This is a genomic window from Mycobacterium sp. (assembly GCF_049647605.1).
Lineage (GTDB): Bacteria > Actinomycetota > Actinomycetes > Mycobacteriales > Mycobacteriaceae > Mycobacterium.
Window position 1 is genome coordinate 15,754 of the sequence record NZ_JBARXZ010000088.1, and the last position, 26,750, is coordinate 42,503.

Consider the following 26,750-nt stretch of genomic DNA (forward strand, 5'->3'; position numbering starts at 1 on the left):
TTTCGGCCGCTGACCACTGTGACCGAAGGGCCTTGCACATGTCGAGTCCGCACCGCGGAAACTCCTCTGACGTTCTACGTCAGGGCGATCGCGGTGTCGCGGTCACCGAGATCAGGGCCGCGCTGTCAGCGCTGGGCCTGATCGAGAATCCCGACGACAACCTCACCACCGGGCGCCACGTCGCCGTCCATGTCTTCGACGCCGACCTCGACCATGCCGTGCGTGCCTTCCAGCAGCGCCGTGGGCTGTTGGTCGACGGGATCGTGGGTGAAGCCACCTATCGTGCCCTCAAAGAGGCCTCGTACCGACTGGGGGCCCGGACGCTGCATCACCAGTTCGGTGCACCGATGTACGGCGATGATGTGGCAACCCTGCAGGCACGTTTGCAGGACCTCGGGTTCTACACCGACATGGTCGACGGGCATTTCGGATTGCAGACGCACAATGCGTTGAGCTCCTACCAGCGTGAGTACGGGCTGGCCTCCGACGGCGTCTGTGGGCCAGAAACGTTGCGGTCCTTGTACTTTCTCGGCTCACGGGTAACCGGTGGTTCACCGCACGCCATCCATGAAGAGGAGCAGGTCCGGCGCTCCGGCCCCAAGCTTTCCGGTAAACGCATCATCATCGATCCGGGCCGCGGTGGCACCGACCACGGTTTGATCACCCATGGCCCCGACGGTCCGATCAGCGAAGCGGATGTGCTGTGGGACTTGGCAAGTCGGCTCGAAGGCCGGATGACGGCGATCGGGATGGAAACGTTCCTGTCGCGACCGGCTAACCACAGCCCCACCGATGCCGAACGTGCCGCCACCGCAAATGCTGTTGGCGCCGACCTGATGATCAGCCTGCGGTGCGCAACCCAGCCGAGTCCGGAGGCCAACGGGGTCGCGACGTTCCACTTCGGCAATTCGCATGGGTCGGTCTCGACCATCGGGCGAAATCTCGCCAGCTTCATCGAGCGGGAAGTGGTGGCACGTACCGGATTACGCGACTGTCGTACACATGGTCGGACCTGGGACCTGTTGCGCCTGACCCGGATGCCCACCGTCCAGGTCGACGTCGGCTACATCACCAATCCGCACGACCGCGCCATGATGGTGTCCTCGCAGACCAGGGATGCCATCGCCGAAGGTGTCTTGGCTGCGGTGAAGCGTCTGTATCTGCTCGGCAAGAACGACCGTCCCACCGGGACTTTCACCTTTGCGGAGCTCTTGGCTCACGAGATGGCGTTCGAGCAGGCTTCGGGCCGGCTCAGCAGTTCCTGACCCGCAACACCTGGCCGGCTCCGGCACCGACAGGTGCCTGGAGTTGGGCGCTCTCCAGCAGCCGCTCCAAGGCCGCCTCCACTTCTGCCTTCCACCCGAGACCCTTGTCGAGTTCCAGGCGCAGTCTCGGGAAGTAGCGGTGGTGGGACACCACCACAAACCCGACCTCTTGAAGGAAGTCGGCGTCGATCATGCACTGATCGAACGAGCAGTCTCCCAACGCACGGATCGCAGCGCTGACACTGGGATCAGCCGTAGAAGAATCCAGTAATTCCATCGCGTCGGCGGTCCTGCCGAATGCTTCCAGAGCACGCACCCCGCGGCGAACCAACTCACTGACCACCTGGGCGACCAAGCTGTGCGACAGCCCGTCGGCTGCCTGTCCGGGTTCCACCCCCATCGAGGTGAGCAGCACTGCGTCGGCACTGACGGGTGCGGTCGGAAAATGGTGGGTACGCGGGACTGCATGCGGTGGTGCGTACAGCACATACCCGAGGCAGGAGGTTTCACCGGTTCCGGGGAAGGTGACGTCGTCGTTGCCGGGCGCGGGGGCGACGGTCGCAATCTGTCCGCACGAGCCCCACTCCAACATGACCATCGACAGCCATGCTTCTTTTTCGAACTCAGGATCGGTGAGGTGGTCCTCCCCCAGGACCGTTGCCGGATCCACCTCCCAGAACACACATCGGCGCGCATGTTTGGGCAGTTGCTCGAACGCTTCGAGGCGTAGCGGCGATATTCGAGCAGACACTAGCTTCCCAGGCCTTTCTGCGGTGCGGTCATACGCCGTTGGTCAGTGCGTACCGAAACTCACGAGCCGGAACACACACCGAGCCCCTCCAGAATAGGAGAGAACGACCGCACCCTGCCAGGAGCAGTCTGCTTTCGCCGGCCGAACTGGGCCTCGAAATCAATCTTGTTGGAGGGCAGCGGTTTTCCGAACTGTAGATGTACGTCACGCACTCCGCCGCCTCCCAACGTCACAGTGACGTTTCTCCCCGGTGTCACCGTTCCTGGAAATTCGCCGCTCTCAAACCTTGTTCTGCTGCATTAAATCCACAATTCGCTGCAGGTCGTCCACCGACCCGAACTCCACCACGATCTTGCCCTTGCGCTTTCCCAGACTGACGGTGACCCGGGTATCGAAGGCTCCGGACAGCCGCTCGGCCACGTCCTGCAAGCCGGGCATCTGAATCGGCTTGCGCCGGGTCGGGGTGGGACCGGGTCCGTCGGCCCGATTGGCCAATGTCACCGCCTCTTCCGTCGCGCGCACCGACAGCCCTTCGGCCACGATCCGGGCCGCCAGCTCCTCTTGAGCTTCTGGTCCCGCCTCCAGTGCCAACAACGCGCGGGCGTGACCGGCCGACAGCACCCCCGCCGCAACCCGCCGCTGGACCGCAATCGGCAGCCGGAGCAGGCGGATCATATTGGTGATCAGCGGACGAGAGCGTCCGATCCGGGAAGCAAGTTCCTCGTGGGTGACGCCGAACTCGTCGAGCAGCTGCTGGTACGCCGCCGCCTCTTCCAAGGGGTTGAGCTGCGCCCGATGGATGTTCTCCAGCAGGGCGTCCCGCAGCATGTCATTGTCAGTCGTTTCCCGCACGATCGACGGGATGGTCGCCAGACCCGCTTCTTGGCCTGCCCGCCACCGACGCTCCCCCATCACCAGCTGGTAGCGCGCCGGAGAACCCGACTCGACCGGCAAGGCACGCACCACGATCGGCTGCATCAGCCCGAATTCTTTGATCGAGTGCACCAGCTCGGCAAGAGCTTCTTCGTCGAACACCTGGCGAGGCTGCCGTGGATTTGGCTCGATCGCCTGGGGGTCGATCTCCCGATACACCGCTCCTACTTCGCTGGGAGCGGGTGTCGGTCCCCCGATGAGAACATCGGCCGCCGCGTTTCCGAGCCGCGGGCTCAGCGACTGCGTGTCCCCATCCGCCGGCCCGGTCGGAATCAACGAGGCCAGGCCACGGCCGAGGCCGCCCTTGCGTCGTGACGGCTGAGTCATGCTTGTCCCTTCGGTGATACGGCTCCACGCTCCGCAAGCTCGCGGCTCGCATCCAAGTAGCTCATTGCTCCACGCGATCCCGGGTCGTAATCGATGATCGTCATGCTGTAGCCGGGGGCCTCCGAGACCTTCACACTGCGCGGGATCACGGTCCTCAGCACCTTCGGGCCGAAGTAGCGGCGTACCTCTTCTGACACCTGGTCGGCCAATTTGGTGCGGCCGTCGTACATCGTCAGGAGCACCGTCGTCACGTCCAACCGCGGATTCAGATGGGCCTTGACCATCTCGATGTTGTTCATCAACTGCGAGACACCTTCGAGGGCGTAGTACTCGCACTGGATGGGTATCAACACCTCCGGTGCCGCGACAAGCGCATTCAGCGTCAACAGCCCCAACGACGGCGGGCAGTCGATGAACACATAGTCGAAGTCCGAGTCATCCAGATCAGCGAGTGCGTTTCGGAGGCGGTTCTCGCGAGCTACCAGCGACACCAGTTCGATCTCGGCGCCGGCCAGGTCGATCGTGGCCGGGACGCAGTACAACAGGCTGTTGTGTGGACTCTGCTGCAGGGCTTCGTTCAGCGGCAGTTCACCGATGAGCACCTCGTACGAGGACGGGGTTCCGGATTGCCGGCGCTGGATGCCCAGCGCAGTGCTCGCGTTGCCCTGGGGATCAAGATCGATCACCAACGTCTTGAGGCCTTGAACAGCGAGTGCCGCCGCCATGTTCACCGCGGTGGTGGTCTTACCCACGCCACCTTTCTGATTGGCGATGGTGAAGACCCGCCGGTGACGTGGCCGCGGCAATCTCTTGGAAGTGTGCAAGACCTGCATCGCGCGTTCCGCCGCCGCGCCGATTGGTGTGTCCGAGTCGGATCGTTTACTCCATGTTTCACGTGAAACCGGTGTGGTTCCACGTGAAACCTTCCCACTCGAATTCCCCGACGATGGACCTGTCATCGACCCCTCCTGCTTGAAGAACCGCGCTCTCGACGCTTGGGTTCCGCTCCTCGTCGAGCGACGACCACGGTCACCGGCGGATCCAAGTACTCCACGCCACATCTCATCACTTTCACGTCCACCGCGCCCAACCCAGCCAACTCCTGCCCATACTCTTCGAGTTCTGCGGGGGCGCGTTCGCCCTTCAGGGCCAGCATCGAGCCACCCACCTTCAACAACGGGAGACTCCACCGCGCCAGCTTGTCCAGAGACGCCACCGCTCGAGAGGTCACGTAATCAAAGCCGGCACGATCCCGGACGATGCGTTCTTCCGCGCGATGTTGAGATACCTCGACGGAGGTCAGCTCGAGTTCCGTGACCACCAGATCAAGGAACGCCGTCCGCCGGAGCATCGGTTCGATCAACGTCAGCGACAGATCCGGGCGGGCGATCGCCAGGGGTATCCCGGGCAGTCCAGCACCGCTGCCGATATCGGCAACTCGGGTTCCATCGGAAATCTGCTCCGCAACTGCGGCGCTGTTGAGAATGTGTCGGTCCCAGATCCGTTCGGTTTCGCGGGGACCGATCAACCCGCGTTCCACTGCTTCAGAGCGGAGCAGCTCCGCATACCGCTGCGCCATCGGCAGTCGGTCACCGAACAGTGCGGCCGCCACCTCCGGAGGGACTGCTCCATCGTCGTGTTTCACGTGAAACATCCCCTCCGGATCGCTGCGACGGCGAGAACTACATCTATGTAACTAGCTGGTGTGCTGACCCAGGAAGGATCAGTCGACAAGGATCACAACACGGCGGGAGGGCTCGACACCCTCGCTCTCGCTGTGGACGCCGGCCACCGCGGCCACCGCGTCGTGCACGATCTTGCGCTCAAACGGAGTCATCGGTGCAAGCTGCTCGCGCTCCCCTGACTCCAGCACCCGCCGGGCAACCTTGTCACCGAGGGCGGCCAGCTCCTCACGCCGACGTCGCCGCCAGCCGGCGACATCCAGCATCAGCCGGCTGCGCTCGCCGGTCTTCTGATGGACGGCCAGACGAGTCAGCTCCTGCAGCGCGTCGAGCACCTCGCCCTTGCGACCCACCAGCTTCACCAAATCCTCGCCACCGTCGATGCTCACGACGGCCCGGCTGCCTTCGACATCCAGGTCGATGTCTCCATCGAAATCCAGAATGTCGAGCAGTTCCTCGAGGTAGTCCCCCGCAATCTCGCCTTCGGCGACCAGTCGATCTTCCAGGTCCCCGGACTTACCCTCGGGGGCCGCATCATCCTGATCGTCAGACGCTGAGTCCTGCTCGTCCTGTACTGCGTCCTGACCTTCGTGCGCGTCCGGCTCCTGCAGGTTCTGTTCGGTATCAACAGACTGCTCGGTGGTGTCGGCTTCCGTCATGTGTCTTCCATCCCTCTCAGTCACACTGTGGCTTCCTCACGATGCCGGTCGACCCCAGTTGGGTCAGGGCACCACAGTGTCGGTCCTAGATCGGCCCTCACTCGGCCTCAGCTGCTCGCTCTTTCAACAGATAATCCCGGGGGTCTCGCTGATCGGTTGTGGAATCAGCGCTTCCGTTTTCGGGGCTTTGCGCCGGGTTGTGGACGGTTCGGGGCGGACGAGCCAGCGGACCCGTCAACCGTCGGGGCGGCACTGCCGTTCTTACCCGCGGCCTTGTCCGTGGTCGTCTTCTTGGCGGCCTTGTCGGTGCCGGCGTCAGCATCACCTGCGCCACTGCCATCGCCATCGGTGTCGTCACCGACAGACTGCGCCGCCGAGCCACCGGTCTTCTTCTTGACCGGCTTCACACCGGGTGCCGGAGCGTTTGCAGTGCGGCGTTCGATCGCCTCCTGCTTCTTGGCTTCTTCTTCTTCTTCGATCTTGCCGAAGACGTAGTGCTGCTGGGCAAAGGTCCAGATGTTGTTGGCGAACCAGTACAGAATGACGGCCAGCGGCAGGAACGGACCACCGACGGTCACGCCCAGCGGGAACACATACAGGGCCAACTTGTTCATGATGGCCGTCTGCGGATTCGCCGCCGCTTCGGGACTCTGCCGTGCAATCGAGGCCCGGCTGTTGAAGTACGTTGCCACACCCGCGGCGATCATCACCGGCACGCCGACCAAGATCACCGACACCCGGTTGAACTCCGTGAAAGCATCCAGACCGGTCTTCTGGATCATCGTGGCGCCCAGGGGTGCACCGAACAGGTTCGCGTCCAAGAAGTTGCGGACGTCGGCGGGGCTGAAGAAGTAGTTTGCGGTCTGGGCGTTCTCAGCGACCGTCAACTTGATCTGACCGAAACCACCCTGGGTCCGGTTGAACGACCGCAACACATGGAACAAGCCGATGAACACCGGGATCTGCGCCAACATCGGCAGGCAGCCGAGAACCGGGTTGAAACCGTGTTCGCGTTGGAGCTTCTGCATCTCCAGCGCCATCCGCTGTCGATCCTTGCCGTACTTCTTCTGTAAGGCCTTGATCTGCGGTTGCAGTTCCTGCATCTGACGAGTGGTGCGAATCTGCCGGACGAACGGTTTGTACAGGATCGCGCGGAGGGTGAACACCAGGAACATCACCGACAGCGCCCAGGCGAAGAAGTTCGACGGTCCCAACAGGAACGCAAACGCCTTGTACCAAACCCACATGATCCCCGATACGGGGTAGTAGATGATGTCCAGGCTGAACCAATTAAACATACGACTCGTTTCTGCCGCCGGTCACGGCATCTTTATCTGCAGCCCCATCTTCGGCACCATGACGGTGCTCGGGTATCGGGTCCCATCCTCCCCGATGCCATGGTCCGCACTTGGCCAGGCGAACAATCGTCAGCCAACTTCCCCGAAGCAGACCGAACTCGGTCAATGCCTCGACGGCGTACTGACTACATGTGGGAGTGAAACGACATGTCGGTAGCCGCAACGGCGACACCGTGTGTCGATACAACTGAATGAGAAAAACCAGTGCACGGACCGGCAACGTCGCCATGCGGCGGATACCTGGTTTCATCGGCGAGCGCCCCTCACCGCGTGACAGCGCTTCAGTCCGCTGCGGAGTTGATGCTCGAGCTGAGCCGAACTCGCATCGCAGCTACCCGGGAGTACGCGGATGACGATCCGCTCGTGAGGATCGAGGTCGTCGATCAGAGCTCGCACCACATGGCGAAGCCGTCGCGCAACGCGGTGACGGATCACCGCGTTGCCGACGGATTTGGCTACTACCAAGCCGATTCGGGGACCTTGATCGTCGCCCGCGTCCTGACGGACGTGGACGACCAAGTCAGGCTGGACTGCCCGCACTCCCCGCTTGACGGTGGCGCCGAAGTCGGTGGACCGGGTCATCCGATACTGCGCGGGGAGCAATGTCCCGACTACCGAATCAGGCAGTCAGAGAACGACGCCCCTTGCGGCGCCGGCCGGTGACGATCGCGCGGCCGGCGCGCGTACGCATCCGAAGCCGGAATCCATGCACACGCGCGCGGCGCCGATTGTTCGGCTGAAAGGTCCGCTTGCCCTTGGCCACGGCTGTCACTCCTTGTTGCGTTTGGCCAGCACCACTCACCTGCGACTGCAGGCAAGCATGATGGCCGTTGGTAAGCTCATGCGTCTTGCTCGAAACCGGCGCGGTTCACACGGATCTACAAACCATCCGGGTTCGCTGCCGTGCCGCCGACGTTCGGGCGACTGTTCGAGGGTACTGACGCGTTTGCGCTGGGTCAAACTTGCCCATTCCGGGGCCTCTGCCACCATAAAGAACGGCCCCGACCAGGCACCCGTCCATGAAGTTCGGCGCGTCGATGGGCAACTCGCCAGGAACCTCTACGGAATGTTGCAGAACAGTTGGCACCCCGAGATAAAACTGTTAGCTTCTGCCAATGCCGTTTCCTCTCGAAACGGCGCAAGACAATGAAGCGAGGATGTCGGGTCCAACCTCTCCGCAGACATCGAAGCCCCTGGTCATCCACGGTTTCACCGTCAGGTTTCCGTCTGTGAATCGACCCCACATCGCGCCGCAGCTAGACTGCCAGGCGACTACGATCGTCCTGTCCACACCTGTGGATAACTCTTGTGGACAGTTGTCGTCGTCAGCGTAGGTGGTTGGAAATTGCTTGTGAACTGCGTAAGCCAGGGGGGATCAGTCCTTGACCGATGACCCCGGACCCGCGTTCGCCACGATGTGGAACGACGTTGTTTCCGAGCTCAACGGAGATCAATCTCCGGGCTACCCCTCGTCCGGTTCCAACGGCGAAAGTTTGATCCGCCCGCTCACCCCGCAGCAACGTGCCTGGCTCAAATTGGTGCGGCCACTGACGATCGTCGAGGGCTTTGCGCTGCTGTCGGTCCCGAGCAGCTTCGTCCAGAACGAGATCGAACGGCACCTCCGCATCCAGATCACCGATGCGTTGAGCCGGCGACTGGGTCAGCGAGTCGAGCTCGGCGTGCGCATCGCTCCGCCCGATGACGAGTCTGACGACACTCCCCCGCCGATGCCCGACGCCACGCCAATGGTCGAGCCCGCGGAGATGGACGAGGTCGACGACGACCGCGAGGCCTTGGCCAGCGCGCACGAAACCTGGCCGTCTTATTTCAATGGGCGGCGCAACGCCCCGCCCACCCCGGCATCCGAGGGTGTCAGCCTGAATCGGCGCTACACCTTCGACACCTTTGTCATCGGCGCCTCCAACCGGTTCGCGCACGCCGCGGCCCTGGCCATCGCCGAGGCACCCGCGCGTGCTTACAACCCGCTGTTCATCTGGGGCGAGTCCGGACTCGGCAAGACCCATCTCCTGCACGCTGCGGGCAACTATGCCCAGCGGCTCTTTCCGGGGATGCGAGTGAAGTACGTCTCCACCGAAGAGTTCACCAACGACTTCATCAACTCGCTGCGTGATGACCGCAAGGTGGCCTTCAAGCGCAGTTACCGCGATATCGATGTCCTCCTGGTCGACGACATCCAGTTCATCGAGGGCAAGGAAGGTATCCAGGAAGAGTTCTTCCACACCTTCAATACGCTGCACAACGCGAACAAGCAGATCGTCATCTCCTCGGATCGACCTCCGAAACAGCTGGCCACGCTGGAAGACCGACTCCGCACTCGCTTCGAGTGGGGTCTGATCACCGACGTGCAGCCCCCCGAGCTGGAGACTCGTATCGCAATTCTGCGCAAGAAAGCGCAGATGGAGCGCCTCGACGTTCCTGATGACGTCTTGGAGTTGATCGCCAGCAGCATCGAACGCAACATCCGGGAACTCGAGGGCGCGTTGATCCGAGTGACCGCGTTCGCCTCGTTGAACAAGACGCCGATCGACAAATCGCTGGCCGAGATCGTGCTGCGGGACCTGATCGCCGACGCCGGCACCATGCAGATCAGTGCGGCCACCATCATGGCGGCCACCGCCGAGTACTTCGACACCACTGTCGAGGAGCTGCGTGGACCCGGTAAGACGCGTGCCCTGGCGCAGTCCCGCCAGATCGCCATGTACCTGTGCCGCGAGCTCACCGACCTCTCGCTACCGCGTATCGGCCAAGCGTTCGGCCGTGACCACACCACCGTCATGTATGCGCAGAAGAAGATCCTCAACGAGATGACTCATCGCCGTGAGGTCTTCGATCACGTGAAGGAACTCACCGCGCGTATCCGTCAGCGCTCCAAGCGCTGAAAAAATCGCCCAACCGACCGCATCCGCCTTCCGCGGATGCGGTTTTTTTTGAAATCTTTTGTGCCCCAGCAGCCACTCGCGTCTCCGCCGGCGTTGTGGACCGACCTGTGCACAACCTGGTTACCCGATCCTGGAAAACTGGGAGCAAGCCGCACAACTACAACTTCTCCACAGCCGCCCGACCTGGTCCCGACAACCATCCACTTTTCATCCACACCCACGCACCCGTCCCCAGCTGCAAGGGAGGCACTCCATCCCCAACATGCACAGCCCCTATTACTGTTACTTATTTAGTTCTCTAGATTTCTCTCTAACAGAAGGGGCTTGGGGACATCTGTTCAACACGTACCCCTAGAGCGGCTCCCGAAGCACATGTCACCCCGATCGGTTAGCTTTCAAGTTCCCGGAGAAAGCTCTACGGTGGTTCTTCGACTACGGCTACGGTCGTTGTGGCGCGGCTTGGGATTTGTTGACGCCATGACGGTCTCCTGGCCTGTCCGGGATACCGCCGACCGCAGGGCTATTTGATGTGATGAAGGGACGCTATGGCCGTGGCCACGACGACTGTGGGACTGAGTGACTTGAAGTTCCGCCTTGTTCGGGACGATTTCGCTGACGCCGTGGCATGGGTGGCGCGAAATCTTCCGTCCCGGCCGACGGTGCCGGTGCTCGCCGGAGTGCTGCTCACCGGCGCCGACGAGGGTCTGACGATTTCCGGATTCGACTACGAGGTTTCCGCAGAAGTGCGAGTTGCTGCTGAAATCTCTTCTCCTGGAAGCGTTTTGGTTTCCGGGCGGCTGTTGTCCGATATCACCCGCGCGTTGCCGAACAAGCCGGTCGAGGTCAGCGTCGAGGGCACCAGGGTGTCACTGACCTGCGGTAGCGCCCGCTTCTCGCTGCCCACCATGGCGGTCGAGGATTATCCGACGCTGCCGACGCTGCCCGCCGATACCGGTCTGGTGGCCTCGGAGATGTTCGCCGAGGCGATCGGTCAGGTGGCGGTTGCGGCGGGCCGCGACGACACGCTGCCGATGCTGACCGGCATCCGGGTGGAGATCTCCGGTGACAGCGTGGTCCTTGCCGCCACCGACCGGTTTCGGTTGGCGGTACGCGAGCTGACCTGGTCGACGACCGGACCCGATATCGAAGCCGCGGTCTTGGTGCCTGCCAAGACGCTCGCCGAAGCCGCCAAGACCGGAACCTCCGGCACCGAGGTGCACTTGTCGCTGGGGTCGGGACCGACGGTCGGCAAAGAAGGCCTCCTCGGCATCCGAAGCAACGGCAAGCGCAGCAGCACCCGGCTCCTCGATGCCGAGTTCCCCAAGTTCCGTCAGCTGCTGCCCAGCGAACACACCGCAATCGCAACCATCGGTGTGGCCGTCCTCACCGAGGCGATCAAGCGGGTGGCTCTGGTGGCCGATCGTGGCGCACAGGTGCGGATGGAATTCAGCGACGGTGTGTTGCGGCTTTCGGCCGGTGCCGACGATGTCGGCCGTGCCGAAGAGGATCTGGCCGTGGATTTTGTCGGGGAACCCTTGACCATCGCCTTCAACCCGACCTATCTCACCGACGGGCTGAGCTCGTTGCACTCCGAGCGGGTCTCCTTCGGCTTCACCACCCCCAGTAAGCCGGCGGTGCTGCGGCCGGCGTCCGCAGAGGACACCGAGGAGACACTGTCGGGTAACGGCCCGTTCCCTGCCAAGCAGACTGACTATGTGTATCTGCTGATGCCGGTCCGTTTGCCGGGCTAGAGCAACCACCGCACGGGAAGGGTTTCGTCATGCAGTTGGGTCTTGTCGGCCTGGGGAAAATGGGCTTCAACATGCGCGAACGACTGCGCGAAGGTGGGCACGAGGTGGTCGGTTTCGACCCTCGTCCCGAGGTCAGTGATGTCGCGACGCTCGCGGCGCTGGCCGAGGCTCTCGAGGGTCCGCGGGTTGTGTGGGTGATGGTGCCCTCCGGCCCGATCACCAACGAGACGATTGTCTCCCTCTCCGAAGTGCTCAGTGAGGGTGACCTGGTCGTCGACGGCGGAAATTCGCGCTACACCGAAGATGGTCCTCATGCAGAACTGTTGGCCCAGAAGGGAATCGGCTTTGTCGATGCCGGTGTCTCCGGAGGCATCTGGGGTCTGACCGAGGGTTACGGGCTGATGGTCGGCGGCAGCGATGCCGATGTCGAGCGACTGATGCCGATTTTCGACACGCTGCGCCCGCCCGGTCCGCGTGAGGATGGCTTTGTGCACGTCGGGAAGGTCGGGGCAGGTCACTTCACCAAGATGGTGCACAACGGCATCGAGTATGCGTTGATGACGGCGTACGCCGAGGGATACGAAGTGTTGGCGGCCGAAGAGTTGGTGAGCAGTCCGCAGGCGGTCTACCAGGCGTGGACCAACGGTACGGTGGTGAGGTCCTGGCTGCAGCAGCTGCTGGCCAAGGCACTCAAGGAGGATCCCGAACTCGCCGCGATCAGCGGATACACCGAGGATTCCGGCGAAGGCCGCTGGACCGTGGAGGAAGCGATCCGCCTCCGGGTTCCGGTACCTGGTATCGCCGCATCGTTGTTCGCCAGATTCCTGTCCCGCCAGGATGATTCGCCGACGATGAAAGCCGTTGCTGCGCTGCGTAACCAGTTTGGTGGCCACGCCGTCAAGCGAATCGGCCTGTCCGGGTAATCACCGTTGTTCGTTCGACACCTGGGATTGCGCGACTTCCGTTCATGGGAGGCCGTTGATCTCGAGCTGGAACCGGGTCGAACGGTGTTCATCGGGTCCAATGGGCATGGCAAGACCAATCTCATTGAGGCCCTGTGGTATTCGTCGACACTGAACTCACATCGAGTCGCTACCGATGCTCCGCTGCTTCGGGCGGGTACCGATAGATCACTGGTGTCGACGATCGTGGTCAACGACGGCCGGGAGCTGGCGGTGGACCTCGAGATCGTTGCGGGCCGGGCGAACAAGGCCAGGCTCAACAGATCGCCGGTTCGGAGCCCGCGCGAGATCCTCGGGGTATTGCGAGCAGTGTTGTTCGCACCCGAGGATCTTGCGCTGGTGCGTGGGGATCCCGGTGAGAGACGTCGTTATCTGGATGATCTCGCGATTGTCCGTCGACCCCGGATCGCCGCGGTGCGTTCGGATTACGAGCGGGTGGTCAAACAACGGACTGCCTTGCTGAAATCGGCGGCCGGGGCCAGGTACCGCGGGGACCGTTCCGTGGTGGACACCCTCGAGGTGTGGGACGGCCACCTGGCGGCCCATGGCGCTCAACTGATCTCGGCGCGACTGAAATTGGTCGAGGAGCTGGCGCCGGAGGTCGAGAAGGCGTACCAGATCCTGGCGCCGTCGTCACGCTCGGCGATGATCAGCTACCGGAGTTCGGTGGAGCTCATCAACGAGTCGGGTGTGGCCGAGGACCTGGAGTTTCTCGAGACCGCGTTGCTGGATGCGCTGGCGCGCCGCCGCGACGCCGAACTGGATCGCGGGGTCTGTCTGGTCGGACCGCACCGTGACGATCTGGAACTCCGGTTGGGTGATCAACCCGCGAAAGGTTTTGCCAGCCACGGAGAATCGTGGTCGGTGGCACTGGCGTTGCGACTGGCCTCCTACGAACTGCTGCGCAACGAGGGCACGGATCCAGTGCTGTTGCTCGATGACGTGTTTGCCGAGCTGGACAACAAGAGACGCCGGGCGCTGGCGGGTGTGGCCGCCGATGCCGAGCAGGTGTTGGTGACTGCGGCGGTGGAAGAGGATGTTCCGTCGGAGTGGGATGTCCGTCGGATACACATCGAGTTGGAAGAGTCTGACAGGGGGCGGATTTCGGTGGTGAAACCATGACCGAGGAAGCTGACAACGCAACAGACGGTGACTCGGCCGAGGGCGGCCCACCGGCGCATTTGGCCCATCTCCGCGGAATGGATCTGGTGCGGCGCACCCTCGAAGAAGCGCGGGGTGCGGCCAGAAGCCAAGGCAAAGATGTTGGCAGGGGCGGGCGTTCACCTCAAACCAAACGCACCGTCAGCGGTAAGCGCCGGACCTGGTCGGGACCGGGTCCGGATCGCCGTGACCCGCAGACCCTCGGGTCCGCCACCCGGGATCTGGCGCAGAATCTGGGCTGGAACAAGCGAGTCTCCGAAGGTGCCGTGTTCGGGCAGTGGACCACCGTGGTGGGTGAACAGATCGCCGAGCACGCCACACCGCACAGCCTGCGTGACGGAGTTCTCAGTGTGACCGCCGAATCGACGGCGTGGGCGACTCAGCTCAGGATGGTGCAATCGCAGCTGTTGGCCAAGATCGCCGCCGCGGTGGGTGATGGAGTGGTCACGTCGTTGAAGATCACCGGACCGACCGCTCCGTCCTGGCGGAAAGGCCCTCGTCACATCGCTGGGCGCGGTCCCCGCGACACCTACGGATGAGGTCCTGGCATCTTATCGGCTGAGAGCCGTAATGCGGCGAGTTTCAGTGACGTAAGCCGTCGTGTGGCACCTGTATCCGAAAAATCTTCTGCACGGCGCATTTAGCAGGTCGGAAACGCGGCCTGAGAACCAGTGCCGTCGGGGCCAAGCGGTAAGATTATGGGGTAACACCTGTCGCGGTGCTCGGCCGCGCATGCGCAACCCCAAGGAGACGCGTTCAACGTGGCTGCCCAAGACCAGTATGGTGCCGATTCGATCAAGGTCCTCGAGGGACTCGAGGCAGTCCGGAAACGTCCCGGTATGTACATCGGCTCCACCGGTGAACGTGGTCTGCACCACCTTATCTGGGAGGTTGTCGACAACGCAGTCGACGAGGCCATGGCGGGTTTTGCCACCAAGGTCGACGTGCGGATCCTCGAAGACGGCGGGGTCGAGGTCACCGATGACGGTCGTGGCATCCCGGTGGCCATGCACTCGACCGGTATTCCGACCATCGACGTGGTGATGACGGTTCTGCACGCGGGCGGCAAGTTCGAAGAGGGTGCCTACCAGGTCTCCGGTGGTCTGCACGGTGTCGGCGTTTCCGTGGTGAACGCCTTGTCGACGCGGCTCGAGGCCGATGTCCACAAGGACGGCTACGAGTGGTTCCAGACCTACGACAAGTCGGTACCCGGAACCCTGCGCAAGGGTGAGAAGACCAAGAAGAAGGGCACCACGATCCGGTTCTGGGCGGATCCCGACATCTTCGAGACCACCACCTACGACTTCGAGACGGTGGCCCGGCGGCTTCAGGAAATGGCCTTTCTGAACAAGGGCCTGACGATCGAGCTGACCGATGAGCGGGTCACCGCGGTCGAGGTGGTCGATGAGGTGGTCAGTGATACCGCCGAGGCGCCGAAGTCGGCGGAGGAGAAAGCCGCCGAATCGGCCGCACCCCACAAGGTGAAGCACCGCACCTTCCACTACCCGGGCGGCCTGGTCGATTTCGTCAAGCACATCAACCGCACCAAGACCGCCATCCAGGCCAGTGTCATCGATTTCGAGGGCAAGGGAACCGGGCATGAGGTCGAGATCGCGATGCAGTGGAATGCCGGCTACTCGGAGTCCGTACACACCTTCGCCAACACCATCAACACCCATGAGGGCGGCACTCACGAGGAGGGCTTCCGCACGGCGTTGACGTCGGTGGTCAACAAGTACGCCAAAGACAAGAAACTGCTCAAGGAAAAAGATGCCAACCTCACCGGCGATGACATCCGCGAGGGGCTGGCCGCCGTCATCTCGGTGAAGGTGCAACAGCCCCAGTTCGAGGGTCAGACCAAGACCAAATTGGGCAACACCGAAGTCAAGTCGTTTGTGCAGAAGATCTGCAACGAGCAGCTCAACCACTGGTTTGAAGCCAATCCCGCTGAGGCCAAAACCGTTGTGAACAAGGCAGTTTCGTCAGCACAAGCCCGGATCGCGGCACGTAAGGCCCGTGAGCTGGTGCGTCGTAAGAGTGCCACCGATCTGGGTGGGTTGCCGGGTAAGCTCGCCGACTGCCGCTCGACCGACCCCAGCAAGTCCGAGCTGTACGTGGTGGAGGGTGACTCGGCCGGCGGCTCGGCCAAGAGTGGCCGCGACTCGATGTTCCAGGCGATTCTGCCGTTGCGGGGCAAGATCATCAACGTCGAGAAGGCCCGGATCGACCGGGTGCTGAAGAACACCGAAGTCCAGGCCATCATCACCGCACTGGGCACCGGCATCCACGACGAGTTCGATCTCTCGAAGCTGCGCTATCACAAGATCGTGCTGATGGCCGACGCCGACGTCGACGGCCAGCACATCTCGACGCTGCTGCTCACGCTGCTGTTCCGGTTCATGCGTCCGCTGATCGAGAACGGCCACGTGTTCCTGGCCCAGCCGCCGCTGTACAAGCTGAAATGGCAGCGCTCCGAACCCGAGTTCGCCTATTCCGACCGGGAGCGCGACGGATTGCTCGAGACCGGCCGGGCCGCCGGCCGGCGCATCAATACCGAGGACGGTATCCAGCGGTACAAGGGTCTGGGCGAAATGGACGCCAAGGAGCTGTGGGAAACCACCATGGATCCGTCGGTCCGGGTTTTGCGTCAGATCACTCTCGACGACGCGGCCGCTGCCGACGAACTGTTCTCGATCCTGATGGGAGAAGACGTCGAGGCGCGTCGCAGCTTCATCACCCGTAATGCCAAAGATGTTCGCTTCCTTGACGTTTAACGTCGCTGATTGCCAGAAGGAATCATTGAATGACTGACACCACGTTGCCTCCGGGCGGCGAAACAGGCGACCGGATCGAACCGGTCGACATCCAGCAGGAGATGCAGCGCAGCTACATCGACTACGCGATGAGCGTCATCGTCGGCCGCGCACTACCGGAGGTCCGTGACGGCCTGAAGCCGGTGCACCGTCGGGTGCTCTACGCCATGTACGACTCCGGCTTCCGCCCGGACCGCGGGCACGCCAAATCGGCGCGTTCGGTCGCCGAGACCATGGGTAACTACCACCCGCACGGCGACTCTTCGATCTACGACACCCTGGTGCGGATGGCGCAGCCCTGGTCGCTGCGGTATCCACTTGTCGACGGGCAGGGCAACTTCGGCTCACCGGGTAACGATCCGCCGGCAGCCATGCGCTACACCGAGGCCCGGCTGACTCCCCTGGCCATGGAAATGCTCCGCGAAATCGACGAGGAGACAGTCGATTTCATTCCGAACTACGACGGTCGGGTCCAGGAACCCACCGTGCTGCCCAGCCGGTTCCCCAACCTGCTGGCCAACGGTTCGGGCGGTATCGCCGTCGGTATGGCCACCAACATCCCGCCGCACAACCTGCGGGAGCTCGCCGAGGCTGTCTACTGGGCGCTGGACAATCACGAGGCCGACGAGGAAGCGACGCTGGCCGCGGTGATGGAGCGGGTCAAGGGACCCGACTTCCCCACTCGCGGTTTGATCGTCGGTTCCCAAGGCATCAACGACGCGTACACCACCGGCCGCGGCTCGGTCCGGATGCGCGGTGTCGTCGAAATCGAGGAGGACAGCCGGGGCCGCAACTCGCTGGTCATCACCGAGCTGCCGTACCAGGTAAACCACGACAACTTCATCACCTCGATCGCCGAGCAGGTCCGCGATGCCAAGTTGACCGGCATCTCCAATATCGAAGACCAGTCCAGCGACCGGGTCGGGCTGCGCATCGTTGTCGAGCTCAAGCGTGAAGCCGTGGCAAAGGTGGTGCTGAACAACCTCTACAAGCACACCCAGCTGCAGACGAGCTTCGGCGCGAACATGCTGTCGATCGTCGATGGGGTGCCGCGCACATTGCGCTTGGATCAGATGATCCGGTTGTACGTCAATCATCAACTCGACGTGATCAACCGCCGGACTCGGTACCGGCTGCGCAAGGCCAATGAGCGGGCCCACATTCTGCGTGGTCTGGTCAAGGCGCTCGACGCCCTCGACGAGGTTATCGCCTTGATCAGGGCGTCACAGACCGTCGAGATCGCCCGGTCCGGCCTGATCGACCTGCTCGATATCGACGAGATCCAGGCGCAGGCGATCCTCGACATGCAGCTGCGTCGGCTGGCCGCCCTGGAACGGCAGCGCATCGTCGACGATCTGGCCAAGATCGAGGCCGAGATCGCCGACCTCGAGGACATCCTGGCCCGGCCGGAACGGCAACGTGCCATCGTGCGCGACGAGCTCAAAGAGCTCGCCGACAAGTACGGCGACGACCGTCGTACCCGGATCATCGCCGCCGACGGCGATGTCACCGACGAGGACCTCATCCAGCGCGAAGAGGTTGTTGTCACCATCACCGAAACCGGTTACGCCAAGCGGACCAAGACCGACCTGTACCGCAGCCAGAAACGGGGCGGCAAGGGCGTTCAGGGGGCCGGGCTCAAACAGGACGACATCGTGGCGCACTTCTTTGTGTGCTCCACCCACGACTGGATCCTGTTCTTCACCACACAGGGCCGGGTGTACCGCGCCAAGGCCTACGACCTGCCGGAGATGTCGCGGACCGCACGCGGTCAGCACGTCGCCAACCTGCTGGCTTTCCAGCCGGAGGAGCGGATCGCTCAGGTCATCCAGATCAAGGGCTACCAAGATGCCCCGTACCTGGTGCTGGCCACCCGCAACGGTCTGGTGAAGAAGTCCAGACTGGAGGACTTCGACTCCAACCGGTCCGGCGGCATCGTGGCGGTCAACCTGCGCGACGGCGACGAACTGGTGGGCGCGATCCTGTGCTCGGCCGAGGACGACCTGTTGCTGGTGTCGGCCAACGGGCAATCGATCCGATTCTCGGCCACCGACGAGGCGTTGCGGCCGATGGGCCGGGCCACCTCCGGTGTGCAGGGCATGCGATTCAACGACGACGACCGGTTGCTGTCGCTCAACGTTGTCATCGAGGGGACCTACCTGCTGGTGGCCACCTCAGGTGGTTACGCCAAGAGAACGTCCATCGAGGAATACTCACCGCAGGGTCGCGGCGGTAAGGGCATCTTGACGATCCAGTACGACCGGCGCCGCGGAAGTCTGGTCGGGGCACTGATCGTCGATGACGACACCGAGCTGTACGCCATCACCTCCGGCGGCGGTGTCATCAGGACCGCAGCCCGTCAGGTGCGCAAGGCGGGACGCCAAACCAAGGGTGTTCGGTTGATGAACCTCGGTGAGGGCGACACACTGTTAGCCATCGCGCGCAACGCGGAGGACACCGAAGTGGCTGAGGACCTCGAAGTGACCGAGGACACCGATGCCACCGAAGTGACCGCGGACACCGACGCCGTGACCGGCGAAGAATCCGAAGACTGACCGCAACCGCGGACGCGGCGGTCCCCTCTACCGGGGACCGCCGCACCGCGCTTTGATGGACGTAGCCGCTGCGAAGCGGTGTAGTGGGAACACAGCCGCGGGCAGCCCGCTGGTGAGGTTGGAGCGGTCGCTCGGCGGCCCGTCAGAAGGAGCACAGTGAGTTCACCGAAGGAACCGGGCCACAACGGTCCTGGCGACGGCACCGGCTCAGGTAACGGGCACGCCGCCGACCGCTCGGGAGGGGCGTCACGGCCCGCTACCCCGCCGGCCCGGATCAACGAGGGTGAAGTTCCGCCATGGCAGCGTGGTGCCGGGCGCCCGCAACAGTCCGGACCCCGACCGACCGGCGACTCCGCACCCCGGCCGGAGCAGCGCGCCGCAGCTCCGGAGAACCGGCCGGCGCGCTACCTGGCCGGTACCGCGGTGCAGCCGACCACCGAATCGGACCCCGCCAAGACCAAGGAATACGCCAGCGAGCTCCCGGATCTGTCCGGGCGCGCTCCACAGTCCCGTAATCCGGCCTCTGAACAAGCCGGTACGCCGCGCAGCGGTGGCGGCCGGGTGCAGGCCGCCAGCCGAGCCAAGAATGGTCCGGTACGGGCCAGCATGCAGATCCGCCGGATCGACCCGTGGAGCGCGCTGAAGGTGTCGCTGCTGCTGTCGGTCGCGTTGTTCTTCGTCTGGATGATCGCCGTCGCCATCCTGTATCTGGTGCTCGGTGGCATGGGCGTGTGGACCAAACTGAACAGCAACGTCGGTGACCTTCTGACCAGCACCAGCGGTAGCGGCGGCGAGTTGATCTCCAGCGGGACCATCTTCGGTGGAGCGTTGCTGATCGGGCTGTTGAACATCGTTCTGCTCAGCGCAATCGCGACCGTCGGGGCGTTCATTTACAACTTGATCACCGACATCGTCGGCGGTGTTGAGGTCACCCTCGCCGACCGGGACTGACCACGGTTTGGGAGTGGGGCCACCCGTGAGGTAATCTCGGCGCTCGGTTGTCCCACGTACGGGCCTATAGCTCAGGCGGTTAGAGCGCTTCGCTGATAACGAAGAGGTCGGAGGTTCGAGTCCTCCTAGGCCCACCAAATGCCCACGGACAACCGGCAGGAAGGAGCAATCGTGAAGCGATTGCTCGTACTGTTGGTGATGATCGCAGTGGGTGTGGCGGTGATACGGTCACGGCGTGCCGAAGTCTGGCACACCGCCGAGGACCGCACCGGCGACCAGGGGCCTTAGCTCAGTTGGTAGAGCGCTGCCTTTGCAAGGCAGATGTCAGGAGTTCGAATCTCCTAGGCTCCACAAATAAACAATCAGGTCAGACCCTATGCGGTCTGACCTGTTTTGCGTTCAGGCCGCCGGCGCGGCATCAATTATCGCCGAACCGAGCGAGTGGAATCGGTACCGTCGCCCGGCCGTTGCCCAGGCGAACGCACTATTTGAGAACGTGCCCCTGACGCACACGGGGCCGGATGCCGTCCAGCAGCTCCGTACAGACACCGCAGTCGGTCCCGAAGGCCACCTACGGCACTGCCACTCCCCCGGCCTCCAGGACGGTCCCACAGGCCGACGGTCAGCCTGGGAGATCGAAATGTTGTTGTGCGTCAGCGGAGTTGACCTCTGATGAGCGTGCGTAGGCGACGAGGCCCGATGCGGTTCGACGATCATCCCCATAGCGCAGCCAAGGGCCACAGAGGAGTTGCCGGCTAGGCGCACGGCCGTCACGCCGCACCATCCGCAAACGGCCGACGCGGACCTTGGTCTGCGGACCGTGAGAACGCAGCGTGAAGTTACTCGCGGACCGACTGTCGGATCCCGCGAGGTGACTCTGGTGTGATGCCCGCCGTCAGGGCTTCGGGTCGTGCTGCACGCTCGGGGGCAACGTCGACGGCTTGGGCTGGCGGGACCTGCGGATCACCGAGAAGGCCACCGCACCGATCCCCAGAACGGCGACTGCGGTGGCGCCCACCAGCAGCGCCCGGCGACGGCGCCGCGGGGCGCGGGCCTCCTGGATGGCCTGTGGCAGGCCGGCGACGACTTCCTGGGCGGCCGCCAGCTCCCGTTCGACGACTTCCTGGGCCGCGGCCAGGTCCTGGCGCAGCTGACCGCTCTGGTAGCGGCGGCGCAACGCGCAGACCGCGCCGCACAGTGCCTGCGCACTGACGCCGAGAGCTCCTCGGGTGACATCGACGGGGCCCACCGCCGTGTAGGCGAGTCCTCGGCCCAGACGCTGGCGAGGAGTGAGGTGGTTGGCGGTCTTTAATGTCATGAATTGCCTCTCTGCGCGACGCTGCAGTGGACTCTAGAGCCTGCCACCCAACAGCGCGATGATCGGTCAGTGGCAGACTGTGAAACGTGACTAGCTCCATTCAGACTGCCACTGCAACGCTGCACACGAATCGTGGCGATATCAAGATCGCGCTGTTCGGTAACCACGCCCCCAAAACCGTCGCGAACTTTGTCGGATTGGCTCAGGGCACAAAGGAGTACTCCCGGGAGAACGCTTCCGGCGGCACGTCGGGCCCGTTCTACGACGGCGCGGTTTTCCACCGGGTCATCGACGGGTTCATGATCCAGGGCGGTGATCCCACCGGCACCGGCCGCGGCGGCCCGGGCTACCAGTTCGCCGACGAGTTCCACCCCGAACTGAGTTTCGACAAGCCCTACCTGCTGGCGATGGCCAATGCAGGACCGGGCACCAACGGCTCGCAGTTCTTCATCACCGTCGGACAGACGCCGCACCTGAACCGTCGCCACACCATTTTTGGTGAGGTTGTCGATCCGGAGTCGCAGAAGGTCGTCGACGCCATCGCCACCACCGCGACCGATCGCAACGACCGTCCCAATGACGCCGTGGTGATCGAGTCGATCACCATCGCGTAGTCGCCAACCCGTCTTCTCGGCGCGCTCGGGACCGCTCGGCGGTAACGGGCGCGCCGACTATGTCGGGGCGGGTCCGTCTCAGCGGGTGTAACCGGCGGTGGTGAGTGTGTCGAGCACCGGGAGTGGGCTGCCACCGAGATCCCAGCGGGTGAAGACGTGGAGGCGATCGTCGGTCGATTCGATCTCGAGTAGCTGGACCTTGCGACCGATCCGGCGGAACTCCGTGATGCGCACCAGTTGGATGTCGGAACGCTGCAGCACTCTGGTGGTCCACCACCCGCGAACGACCAGGCCGGCGTCGGTGATTGCTAGCTTCGGCCGTGCGCGCCAGGAGAAGCTTGCAAACACAAGCAGACCCACTGCGGCAATCCCGGTCAGGACACGTCCGGGCGGATCTGTGATCACCATCACACAGATGATTGCCATCGCCAGACCGGCGATGCCCAGAGCTGCAACTCCGGCTGGACGAGGACCCCATTCAGTTTGCTGAAGGGCATTCATAGTGGGCCTTACCACGGCGGACGAAGTTATCCACAGGTGCTATCCACAATGGGGATGAATAACACCGGTGTCATTGGCAGAGTGGACGTTGCCATGCTAGGAGACGATCAGAGGCGCTGTTGAATTCAACATGCCAGGTGGCAGAGCTACCGCCACCGCATCGTCAGCAAAAGACCGGCGATCATGAAAGCAAAAGCGATCGCATAGTTCCACGGGCCGAGATCGGCCATCCACTGCAGCTCCGAGGACGCCAACTGGAACACCAGCAGCCACGCCAATCCGATGAGCATCAGCCCGATGAAAAACGCCACGAACCACGCCGGAGACGGCCCGGCTTTCACCTTCACCGGGGTCCGGCTGACCGGGTTGACGCTGAAGTCGTTCTTCTTACGGACCTTGGACTTGGGCATGGTTACCTTCGTGGGCAGTGACACGGGTGCGACGATGGATAGAGACCGCATCGAGCGTAGCCCAGCAGACCCCAGACGTGAGAATTCCCGGGAGACCGGACAGGCGCGTCTGAAACCAACACGAAGGTAGGCCTGGATGTCGGACAGCGGCACCAACCGCGGCCCCTGGCGCTGGGGCGTGCCGGTGGTGTGCCTGTTGGCGGGACTTCTGCTGGCAGCCACCCACGGCGTCTCGGGGGGCGACGACATCCGGCGCAGCGACGCACCGCGCCTCGTCGACCTGGTCCGGGCGTCGCAACAGTCGGTCGACCACCTCAGCTCCGAGCGGGACTCGCTGGCCACGGTGATCGACTCCACCCACGGCGCGTCCTCGGACCGGGCCCTGGCAGCCATGCAGGCCCGGGCAGCAGAACTCGGTGCCGAAGCGGGGATGGACCAGGTGCGGGGGCCGGGGCTGATAGTCACCCTCACCGACGCCCAGCGTGACGCCAACGGCCGGTTCCCGCGCGACGCCTCCCCCGACGATCTGGTGGTCCACCAGCAGGACATCCAGGCCGTGCTCAATGCGCTGTGGACCGGCGGTGCCGAAGCTGTCCAGATGCAGGATCAGCGGATCATCGCGACCTCGGCGCCGCGATGTGTCGGCAACACCCTGCTGCTGAACGGGCGCACCTACAGCCCGCCGTACACCATCCGGGCGGTCGGCGATGTGGCCGAGATGCAGGCCGCCCTGGCCGCGGCGCCGTTGGTGACGTTGTACAAGCAGTACGTGGTGCGCTTCGGTCTCGGATACACCGAGCAGACCGACGACGACCTCGAGATCGTCGGGCACAGCGAGCCGTTGCGGATGCGCTACGCCCAGCCGACCGGACCGATCAGCTACTGACGCCCGGCAGCTTCCGCCCAAACTCACAAACGGGCGGCTTGTCCTCGCTTTTTGGCGCCCGTTTGTGAGTTTGGGCGCAAAGAAGTGCCAGGTAACCTGTCACGATGCGTGTCCTCGTCGTCGACAACTACGACAGCTTTGTCTTCAATCTGGTGCAGTACCTCGGTCAGCTCGGAGTCAGCGCAGAGGTGTGGCGCAACGACGACGACCGCTTGGGCTCCGACGAGCTGATCAACCAGGCCGCTGTCGACTTCGACGGGGTGCTGCTGAGCCCCGGACCGGGCACCCCGGAACGGGCTGGCGCCTCGATTCCCTTGGTCAAAGCCTGTTCGGCCACCCAGACCCCGTTACTGGGGGTGTGTCTGGGACACCAGGCGATCGGGGTGGCCTTCGGCGGCACCGTGGACCGGGCCCCCGAGCTGCTGCACGGCAAGACCAGCACCGTTTTCCACACCAACGTGGGCGTCTTCCACGGGCTGCCGGACCCCTTCACCGCCACCCGATACCACTCGTTGACGATCCTTCCCGAAACCATGCCCGCCGCACTGGAGGTCACAGCCCAGACCCGCAGCGGCGTGGTGATGGGCGTGCGGCACACCACGCTGCCCATTCACGGCGTGCAGTTCCACCCGGAGTCGATCCTCACCGAGGGCGGGCATCGCATGCTGGCCAACTGGCTGGCGGTGTGCGGCGACAGCCCGCAGGAGACGCTGGTGCGGCGCCTGGAGTCCGAGGTGGCCAGCGCCGTCGCCGCGGCTACTGCGCGAAACTGATCGAGATCGACGAATCGAAGTTGAGGCGCTCCCCCGGCCCCGGGTTCTGAGTCGCCACTCCGTTGGTGGGCGCCCCGCTGTTCTGCGCATTCGGCAGCTTGACCAGCGACCCGGTCCAGCCGAGCGAACGGAGCAGCGGCTCGGCGTCCACCCAGAACTGGTTGCGCAGGTTCGGCATGACAAATTGATTGCCCCGCGACACCTGGATCTGGATCACCGAATCCACCGGCACGTTCTCGGCGGACGCCGGATTGGTGCCGATCACCTGACCCGACGGCCGGGTGCTGTCGACGTCGACCTGCAGGGTGTTGGAGAAGCCGGACTGGGTCAGCAGCGCCTTGCAGTCCTCGGCGGTCAGGCCCGCGCAGTCCGGTACCGCTTTACTGCCGGGGCCGGACCCGAGGATCACGGTGATCTGATTGGTGATCGCCGAGGTCTGGTTGGCCGGCGGATTGGTTTGCAGCACCTTGTCTTTGAGCTCCGGTGTGGAGACCGAGGTGGTGCTGGTGATCCGGCTGAAACCGGCTGCCTGCAGTTTCTTCCTGGCGTCCTCATACGACAGCGTGGACACGTCGGGAATCGAACGTTGCTCGGGCCCGGTGGAGATGTTCAACGTGATCTCGTCACCGGCGCCCACCGACGTTGTCGCCTCCGGGTCGGTGCTGATGACGTGGTCCGGCGGGACCTCCGAGTCGGGCTGATTCTGGGTGCGGGTGCGGAAGCCGGCGTTCTGCAGGACGACGATCGCATCGTCGGCGGCCTGTCCTGTGACGTCGGGGACCTGCACATCGCGGGTGTCGCCACCGAAGAAGTTGATCGCCAGCGTCACCACCACGGTCAGTACCGCCAGCAGTGCGACGGCGGCCACCCACTTGCCCACCGAACCGCCGGAGCTGTCCTCGGGGGGCTCCACGTAATGCGCCTGCGCGCGCGGGATGTGATCGGTGGCATCCCGGTCGCGGGGCGCCGGCGGAGTCATGAACGAGGACCGGTCGGCATCGGTGAACACCCGCGGTGCTTCCGGCCGCTCCCCCGAATGCACCCGCACCAGATCCGAGCGCATCTCCGCGGCCGACTGGTAGCGGTTGTCGGGATTCTTGGCCAGCGCTTTGAGCACCACCGCATCGAGTTCGGGACTGATGTCCGAATGGCGCGTCGACGGGGGCACCGGGTCCTCGCGGACATGCTGGTAGGCCACCGCCACCGGTGAGTCACCGACAAAGGGTGGTTCACCGGTGAGGATCTCGTAGAGCACGCAGCCCAGCGCGTACACGTCGGAGCGGGCGTCGACGGGATCACCCTTGGCCTGCTCCGGGGACAGGTACTGCGCCGTGCCGATCACCGCGGCGGTCTGGGTGACGCTGGTGGAATCGGCCAGCGCCCGCGCGATGCCGAAGTCCATGACCTTCACCGCGCCGGTCTTGCTGATCATGATGTTGGCCGGCTTGACGTCGCGGTGAATGATGCCGTGCTGGTGGCTGAAGTTGAGCGCCTGGCAGGCGTCGGCGATGACCTCGATGGCGCGTTTGGTCGGCATCGGGCCGTCGGTGTGCACGATATCGCGCAACGTCACACCGTCGACGTACTCCATCACGATGTAGGGCAGCGGCCCTGAGGCCATCTCGGCCTCACCGGTGTCGTACACCGCAACGATCGCGGGGTGGTTCAGAGCCGCGGCGTTCTGAGCCTCCCGACGGAACCGCAGATAGAAACTCGGGTCGCGCGCCAGGTCGGCCCGCAGCACCTTGACGGCGACGTCGCGGTGCAGCCGGGTGTCGCGAGCCAGATGGACTTCGGACATACCGCCGAAGCCCAGGATCTCGCCGAGCTCATAACGCCCGGACAGCAGCTCAGGGGTTGTCATCGCACTATCGTTTCGGGGGGATCGATCTCGGTGGAGAACACAATGGCCTGGTCAGGCCACAGTGCTGCCAGGTAGTGGGTCTGTCCCGGCGTCTGTCCAGGATGACCGGTCACCTCGTCCGGAGTCCAGTTCGAGGGTTCGGCCGGCGGCGGTTCGGTGCCGTCGGGCTCCCCGGGCGGCCCGCTTTCCCCGGGGGGTGGCGGCGTCACCGTGTCGGTGACCGTCGGCGGGGTCTGCTGCTGATTGAGGTTGTTGTCCCGCGCGTTCACGACGATCAGCACGGCGATCGCGATCGCCAGGGCGCCGAGGACACCGG

25 protein-coding genes, 2 tRNA genes and 1 pseudogene are annotated in these 26,750 nt (G+C 63.9%); 14 read left to right on the top strand and 14 right to left on the bottom strand.

Annotated features, from left to right (window positions below):
- Positions 1-38: 38 nt before the first annotated feature.
- The gene (locus WBB07_RS11125; protein WP_526307594.1) at positions 39-1,265 is read left to right on the top strand and encodes an N-acetylmuramoyl-L-alanine amidase; all 1,227 of its coding nucleotides are present in this window, start codon (positions 39-41) and stop codon (positions 1,263-1,265) included.
- Here the strand turns inward: WBB07_RS11125 and WBB07_RS11130 are convergent.
- The 9 genes from WBB07_RS11130 to rpmH all read right to left on the bottom strand — a co-directional run bounded on the left by WBB07_RS11130 (position 1,252) and on the right by rpmH (position 7,738).
- On the bottom strand, positions 1,252-2,016 hold the full coding sequence (locus tag WBB07_RS11130; RefSeq protein WP_526307596.1) for an acetyltransferase: 765 nt from the start codon (positions 2,014-2,016) through the stop codon (positions 1,252-1,254). The two genes, WBB07_RS11125 and WBB07_RS11130, sit on opposite strands and share 14 nt — an antisense overlap.
- A 279-nt stretch (positions 2,017-2,295) precedes the next feature.
- Positions 2,296-3,276, bottom strand: coding sequence for a ParB/RepB/Spo0J family partition protein (locus WBB07_RS11135; protein WP_526307598.1), 981 nt, complete (start codon positions 3,274-3,276; stop codon positions 2,296-2,298).
- Positions 3,273-4,337 (bottom strand): ParA family protein, encoded by a 1,065-nt coding sequence (locus WBB07_RS11140; RefSeq protein WP_526307600.1) that lies wholly within the window; start codon positions 4,335-4,337, stop codon positions 3,273-3,275. Before WBB07_RS11140 ends, WBB07_RS11135 begins: the two co-directional genes overlap by 4 nt.
- Positions 4,232-4,930 carry a 16S rRNA (guanine(527)-N(7))-methyltransferase RsmG gene (gene rsmG / locus WBB07_RS11145; protein WP_526307602.1) on the bottom strand — a complete coding sequence of 233 codons (699 nt, stop codon included), beginning with the start codon at positions 4,928-4,930 and terminating at the stop codon, positions 4,232-4,234. The genes WBB07_RS11140 and rsmG overlap by 106 nt, the downstream gene beginning before the upstream one ends.
- Positions 4,931-4,999: 69 nt before the next feature.
- Positions 5,000-5,617 carry a Jag family protein gene (locus WBB07_RS11150; RefSeq protein ID WP_526307604.1) on the bottom strand — a complete coding sequence of 206 codons (618 nt, stop codon included), beginning with the start codon at positions 5,615-5,617 and terminating at the stop codon, positions 5,000-5,002.
- Between the two features lie 164 nt (positions 5,618-5,781).
- Positions 5,782-6,915 carry a membrane protein insertase YidC gene (gene yidC / locus WBB07_RS11155; RefSeq protein WP_526307606.1) on the bottom strand — a complete coding sequence of 378 codons (1,134 nt, stop codon included), beginning with the start codon at positions 6,913-6,915 and terminating at the stop codon, positions 5,782-5,784.
- A complete protein-coding gene (gene yidD / locus WBB07_RS11160) occupies positions 6,908-7,225 on the bottom strand; it encodes a membrane protein insertion efficiency factor YidD (protein ID WP_526307608.1) in 318 nt (105 codons plus the stop codon). The genes yidC and yidD overlap by 8 nt, the downstream gene beginning before the upstream one ends.
- Positions 7,222-7,578, bottom strand: a complete 357-nt coding sequence (gene rnpA / locus WBB07_RS11165) for a ribonuclease P protein component (protein ID WP_526307610.1) — start codon at positions 7,576-7,578, stop codon at positions 7,222-7,224. Before rnpA ends, yidD begins: the two co-directional genes overlap by 4 nt.
- 16 nt (positions 7,579-7,594) lie before the next feature.
- A complete protein-coding gene (rpmH, locus tag WBB07_RS11170; protein WP_005142265.1) occupies positions 7,595-7,738 on the bottom strand; it encodes a 50S ribosomal protein L34 in 144 nt (47 codons plus the stop codon).
- Positions 7,739-8,357: 619 nt separating this feature from the next.
- Here rpmH and dnaA point away from each other — a divergent pair.
- The 10 genes from dnaA to WBB07_RS11220 all read left to right on the top strand — a co-directional run bounded on the left by dnaA (position 8,358) and on the right by WBB07_RS11220 (position 20,419).
- On the top strand, positions 8,358-9,875 hold the full coding sequence (dnaA, locus tag WBB07_RS11175) for a chromosomal replication initiator protein DnaA (protein ID WP_526307612.1): 1,518 nt from the start codon (positions 8,358-8,360) through the stop codon (positions 9,873-9,875).
- Between the two features lie 545 nt (positions 9,876-10,420).
- Positions 10,421-11,626 carry a DNA polymerase III subunit beta gene (gene dnaN / locus WBB07_RS11180; RefSeq protein WP_526307614.1) on the top strand — a complete coding sequence of 402 codons (1,206 nt, stop codon included), beginning with the start codon at positions 10,421-10,423 and terminating at the stop codon, positions 11,624-11,626.
- 29 nt (positions 11,627-11,655) lie between these two features.
- Positions 11,656-12,549 carry a phosphogluconate dehydrogenase (NAD(+)-dependent, decarboxylating) gene (gene gnd, locus WBB07_RS11185; RefSeq protein WP_526307616.1) on the top strand — a complete coding sequence of 298 codons (894 nt, stop codon included), beginning with the start codon at positions 11,656-11,658 and terminating at the stop codon, positions 12,547-12,549.
- Between the two features lie 6 nt (positions 12,550-12,555).
- A complete protein-coding gene (gene recF, locus WBB07_RS11190; protein WP_526307618.1) occupies positions 12,556-13,710 on the top strand; it encodes a DNA replication/repair protein RecF in 1,155 nt (384 codons plus the stop codon).
- A complete protein-coding gene (locus WBB07_RS11195; RefSeq protein WP_526307620.1) occupies positions 13,707-14,288 on the top strand; it encodes a DUF721 family protein in 582 nt (193 codons plus the stop codon). The genes recF and WBB07_RS11195 overlap by 4 nt, the downstream gene beginning before the upstream one ends.
- Before the next feature lie 222 nt (positions 14,289-14,510).
- Positions 14,511-16,523 carry a DNA topoisomerase (ATP-hydrolyzing) subunit B gene (gyrB, locus tag WBB07_RS11200; RefSeq protein ID WP_526307622.1) on the top strand — a complete coding sequence of 671 codons (2,013 nt, stop codon included), beginning with the start codon at positions 14,511-14,513 and terminating at the stop codon, positions 16,521-16,523.
- Between the two features lie 29 nt (positions 16,524-16,552).
- Complete coding sequence (gene gyrA, locus WBB07_RS11205) at positions 16,553-19,117, top strand: DNA gyrase subunit A (RefSeq protein WP_526307624.1); 2,565 nt, start codon at positions 16,553-16,555, stop codon at positions 19,115-19,117.
- Between the two features lie 156 nt (positions 19,118-19,273).
- The gene (locus WBB07_RS11210; protein ID WP_526307626.1) at positions 19,274-20,068 is read left to right on the top strand and encodes a DUF3566 domain-containing protein; all 795 of its coding nucleotides are present in this window, start codon (positions 19,274-19,276) and stop codon (positions 20,066-20,068) included.
- Between the two features lie 60 nt (positions 20,069-20,128).
- Positions 20,129-20,205, top strand: a tRNA-Ile gene (locus WBB07_RS11215).
- A gap of 141 nt (positions 20,206-20,346) precedes the next feature.
- A tRNA-Ala gene (locus tag WBB07_RS11220) sits at positions 20,347-20,419 on the top strand.
- Between the two features lie 544 nt (positions 20,420-20,963).
- On the opposite strand, the gene cwsA is transcribed toward WBB07_RS11220, so the two are convergent.
- The gene (cwsA, locus tag WBB07_RS11225) at positions 20,964-21,386 is read right to left on the bottom strand and encodes a cell wall synthesis protein CwsA (protein WP_526307628.1); all 423 of its coding nucleotides are present in this window, start codon (positions 21,384-21,386) and stop codon (positions 20,964-20,966) included.
- An 86-nt stretch (positions 21,387-21,472) separates the two neighbouring features.
- Between cwsA and WBB07_RS11230 the strand changes: the two genes are divergently transcribed.
- Entirely contained in the window at positions 21,473-22,000 is a 528-nt protein-coding gene (locus WBB07_RS11230; protein WP_526307630.1) for a peptidylprolyl isomerase, read from the top strand.
- Between the two features lie 78 nt (positions 22,001-22,078).
- Here the strand turns inward: WBB07_RS11230 and WBB07_RS11235 are convergent, their stop codons facing one another.
- Positions 22,079-22,501, bottom strand: coding sequence for a PH domain-containing protein (locus WBB07_RS11235; RefSeq protein ID WP_526307632.1), 423 nt, complete (start codon positions 22,499-22,501; stop codon positions 22,079-22,081).
- Between the two features lie 146 nt (positions 22,502-22,647).
- Positions 22,648-22,911, bottom strand: coding sequence for a cell division protein CrgA (gene crgA / locus WBB07_RS11240; RefSeq protein WP_526307634.1), 264 nt, complete (start codon positions 22,909-22,911; stop codon positions 22,648-22,650).
- A 136-nt stretch (positions 22,912-23,047) separates the two neighbouring features.
- On the opposite strand from crgA, the gene WBB07_RS11245 reads away from it, so the two are divergent.
- Positions 23,048-23,797 carry a DUF881 domain-containing protein gene (locus tag WBB07_RS11245; RefSeq protein WP_526307636.1) on the top strand — a complete coding sequence of 250 codons (750 nt, stop codon included), beginning with the start codon at positions 23,048-23,050 and terminating at the stop codon, positions 23,795-23,797.
- A gap of 104 nt (positions 23,798-23,901) precedes the next feature.
- Positions 23,902-24,570, top strand: a complete 669-nt coding sequence (locus WBB07_RS11250; protein ID WP_526307638.1) for an aminodeoxychorismate/anthranilate synthase component II — start codon at positions 23,902-23,904, stop codon at positions 24,568-24,570.
- On the opposite strand, the gene pknB is transcribed toward WBB07_RS11250, so the two are convergent.
- Both pknB and WBB07_RS11260 read right to left on the bottom strand, forming a co-directional pair.
- Positions 24,554-26,434 (bottom strand): Stk1 family PASTA domain-containing Ser/Thr kinase, encoded by a 1,881-nt coding sequence (pknB, locus tag WBB07_RS11255; protein WP_526307640.1) that lies wholly within the window; start codon positions 26,432-26,434, stop codon positions 24,554-24,556. The genes WBB07_RS11250 and pknB overlap by 17 nt on opposite strands.
- A pseudogene (locus WBB07_RS11260) lies at positions 26,431-26,750 on the bottom strand (hypothetical protein); the annotation flags it as partial. The pseudogene WBB07_RS11260 and the gene pknB, both read right to left, overlap by 4 nt.